This window comes from Wolbachia endosymbiont of Mansonella perstans (assembly GCF_020278605.1).
GTDB lineage: Bacteria > Pseudomonadota > Alphaproteobacteria > Rickettsiales > Anaplasmataceae > Wolbachia.
In genome coordinates this window covers 1-3614 of sequence record NZ_JACZHU010000093.1, presented here as the reverse complement: position 1 = coordinate 3614, position 3614 = coordinate 1, and the positions used below count along the sequence as shown (strand labels likewise).

3 protein-coding genes are annotated in these 3614 nt (G+C 38.4%); all 3 read right to left on the bottom strand.

Features of this window, described 5'->3' with window-relative positions; genetic code table 11:
* Positions 1–107 precede the first annotated feature (107 nt).
* Positions 108–479, bottom strand: coding sequence for a holo-[acyl-carrier-protein] synthase (locus tag IHO13_RS04765; protein WP_225538514.1), 372 nt, complete (start codon positions 477–479; stop codon positions 108–110).
* The gene (proS, locus tag IHO13_RS04760) at positions 476–1753 is read right to left on the bottom strand and encodes a proline--tRNA ligase (protein ID WP_225538513.1); all 1278 of its coding nucleotides are present in this window, start codon (positions 1751–1753) and stop codon (positions 476–478) included. Before proS ends, IHO13_RS04765 begins: the two co-directional genes overlap by 4 nt.
* Positions 1754–1848: 95 nt before the next feature.
* Positions 1849–3399 (bottom strand): penicillin-binding transpeptidase domain-containing protein, encoded by a 1551-nt coding sequence (locus IHO13_RS04755; RefSeq protein ID WP_225538512.1) that lies wholly within the window; start codon positions 3397–3399, stop codon positions 1849–1851.
* Between the last annotated feature and the right edge of the window lie 215 nt (positions 3400–3614).

Below are 3614 nucleotides of genomic sequence, written 5' to 3'. Positions count from 1 at the left end.
TGCACAGATTAGGAAGTTAAACAAATAGCTTCATTACTATGACAAGGGTGACGGCGAAGATTTATCAAGTAGTTTTTTTGACAGTTTCAATCACAATAGTTGTAAAACTAGCTGCAGATTACAATAAATGCAGTAGCATAATCTCCGTCATCACTTAGGGATAGGTGAATTATGCGATCCTTGGAGATAGAATCCTTGCCAATGGCTAGATGCGGCTTTCCTCTTATATCACTGTATATTTCTATGTCTTTCATTGTAATGTCCATGCTGAATCCACTGCCTAGTGCTTTAACAAAAGCCTCCTTTGCCGCAAAGCGTTTAGCAAAATACTTTGCCTGTATTTCTTGGCTGTTATACTTTCTGCTTATCTCTATTTCCTGCTCAGTGTAGACTTTTTTGAGAAATTTTTCCCCGTACTTCTGCAGTATTTTTAATATCCTTGGTATATATACTATGTCAGTGCCGATACCGCGTATCATTCTGTACTGAAGCGATTTATTACTTCCTCAATCTGCATTTCCTCAATTTCTCCAGTTGCCCTATTTTTTATTTCAACTATATTTTCACTTACTGCTTTCTTTCCAACAATTATTTGCCACGGTAGGCCTATTAGGTCCATTCTAGCAAATTTCACTCCTACACTTCCCTCCGTATCATCGTAAAGCACTCCATTGTTTTTCAAAGCTTCGCATGTTTTGTTTGCAATCTCTACACACTCGCTAATTTTTGTTTGTAAATTGATTAGGCCAATCCTAAAAGGAGCCACTGTTTCTGGCCAGATAATCCCTTTATCATCATGAAAAGCTTCTATTGTCGCGCCAACAAGCCTTGAAACTCCAATGCCATACGAACCCATATGTATATTGACATTTTTTCCATCGTGTGAGATGACTTTTGCACTCATTGGCTTTGAATATTTATCGCCAAAATAAAAAATGTGCCCTATCTCGATACCTTTACTAACGCTTAACTGTTCTTGCGGTATAGAGCAAGTTTTGAGGTTGTGCATATCGTCTGCAACTGCGTATATACTCTTCAGACTTTCGATATCTTCACTTTCTAGTAACTCAGAAAATTTATTGTCGTAGTATAAAGTGCTCTCACCGGTGCTTGTTAATATGTGAAATTCATGGCTTAAATTTCCCCCAATTGGACCTGTATCTGCTCTCACTCCAATTGGAGTAAGCCCCATGCGTTTGAAGATTTTTATGTAAGTTTTGTACATTAAATTATATGAATTCAGTGCATTTTCATAGTCTATATTGAAACTATACGCATCCTTCATCAAAAATTCCCTGCCTCTCATAACACCGTAACGAGGCCTTACTTCATCGCGAAACTTCCACTGAATTTGATATAAACAAAGCGGCAAATCCTTATAACTCTTTACTGTACCTCTAATCAAATCAGTTGCTACCTCCTCATGAGTTGGCCCGAAAAGCATATCACTCTCATGCCTGTCCTTAATGCACAGCATCTCTTTGCCGTAATCATCATAGCGTCCTGATTCTCGCCAAAGGCTTGCTGGCTGTACACAAGGCATTAATACCTCAATTGCACCAGCTTTATTCATTTCATCCCTGATGATGTCTTCAATATTCCTGAGCACGCGCAGACCGAGCGATAACCAAGAATAAATGCCAGACGCTGTCTGCTTGATTAAGCCCGCACGTAACATATATTGATGAGAAGCAATTTCAGCACCAGCCGGAATCTCCTTCAAAGTTGGTAGATAATACTTAGATAGGCGCATTTTATAAATCTGATTGTACTGAGTAATTTTAATACAATCAGACCTATAGGCAAATTTATTTTAAAAATAGAAAAAAAGCACCTGCGTCTTTCCAGCTAGGCAAGCATATACCGCAATATCTTACTCGCTATAGCAACGTCCTGGCGTGGGGCTTTGCCATGTTCTATAAATACAGAGATTGCGTAGCGCGGACCATGGTAGGGACCATAAGCGATAAACAACTTATGGCTTTCACCCCTGGAATTTATCTCTGGTGTGCCGGTTTTGCCGGCAATTTGCATAAACTCAAATCCTTTTCTATAGGTTTCAGCCTTAGAGTTCACCACATCAAACATAGCTTTTCGAACCACGTCAAGGTGTTCATAATCCACATCAATGTTAGAAAAATCTCGTGTTGTTTTGCTCATCTCAATATGTGGAACCACCTCTTTCCCTGTTGCAATCCTTGCTGCAAGAACTGCAAGCTGTAGTGGTGTTGTAAGCAAATATCCCTGTCCTATAACCAAGTTGATAGTGTCACCCAAATACCACTGTGAATATAGCTTCCGTGTGCGCCAATCTCTATCAGGCAATAACCCTGGAGCTTCCTCCCTAAATGTTCTAATCAGTGGCCCACTTCCGATACCAAATTTTCTGGCCATTTCTACTAGAGAGTCTATACTTATTTTTTTTCCTATATTATAAAAGTAAGTGTTGCATGAGAGAGTCATTGCCTCATTTAAAGATACATATCCATGGGCTTTGCTTTTCAGGCAACGAAATTTCCGCTCTCCTATTGTCATATAGCCTCTACACGAAAATTTTTCTTCTGGTGTGATTATTTCATCCTTTAAGCCTGCAAGCGCAACTATTACTTTGAATATCGAACCAGGTGGAATTTGATGCGATAATGCACGATTTACAAGCGGTAATGAGGGAGAATTTAGACTCTCCCAAGTCTCATTTGATAATCTGCTAGTAAAAAGATTATTATCGTAAGAAGGTGAATTGTATAACGCTAAAATTTCCCCATTATTTACATCAATGACCACTGCAGAGCCTTTACGACCCTGAAATGCCTCTGCAATTTTCTTCTGCAGATCAATATCAATTGTTAGCTGCACATCTTGTCCGTCTTGCTGTGGTATGTTAAACAATTCTCTTATAACATGCTTCTTAGAATTTATCTCCTGCTCAGATTTCCCTGGTTCCCCTTTTAATATATGATCATACGTATACTCAATGCCACTTACTCCTACCTCGCTTATTTCCTGCTGTTTTTTTGTATACCCAAGTACATGAGAACACATCGAACCAAATGGGTAGTAACGTTTATAAAGAGCAGTTACTTTTGTCCCCGAAGGTTTTGCTACATCAGATTCAATTTCTGATAATATCTTCAGATCAGCTTCTTTACCAGAAATTCTCTGCTCATCAAACACGATTTTGTTTACCGCAAGTTCCACGTCATTTCTATCTAAAATTCTGCCCCGCCTAGGCACAATAGTGACAATTCGTATCCTATTATTGTCAGAAAGCGCTTCGTATTTTTGTCTGCTTTGTATTTGTAAATTATATAGCCTATAACTAAAAATTGTAGAGATGGTAAGCTGAATACCACCTAATATGAATGCTCTGCGGTTAAAGACTTTGTTTTTTGTCCACATAGGACCCCTTCAAATATAGCTCTGTGGCTTATCATACGAATATAAGAAACCGAAAAACTTCGACACATGAATTGCAAAGTCAGTGTATTAAATGTTATAGCAGTTAAATGCAAATAAGTACACTTGTACAAACATTGTCAGCCGTAAGCTAAATAATTCACAGAAACGAAAGAAACTACTTAAAGATTTCTCCAGTTTCCTTATCATAGTATTGA

What these genes read in the sequence shown, in the direction of transcription:
- IHO13_RS04765 (WP_225538514.1), bottom strand. Translation starts at nt 479, where the DNA reads ATGATACGCGGTATCGGCACTGACATAGTATATATACCAAGGATATTA.
- proS (WP_225538513.1), bottom strand. Translation starts at nt 1,753, where the DNA reads ATGCGCCTATCTAAGTATTATCTACCAACTTTGAAGGAGATTCCGGCT.
- IHO13_RS04755 (WP_225538512.1), bottom strand. Translation starts at nt 3,399, where the DNA reads ATGTGGACAAAAAACAAAGTCTTTAACCGCAGAGCATTCATATTAGGT.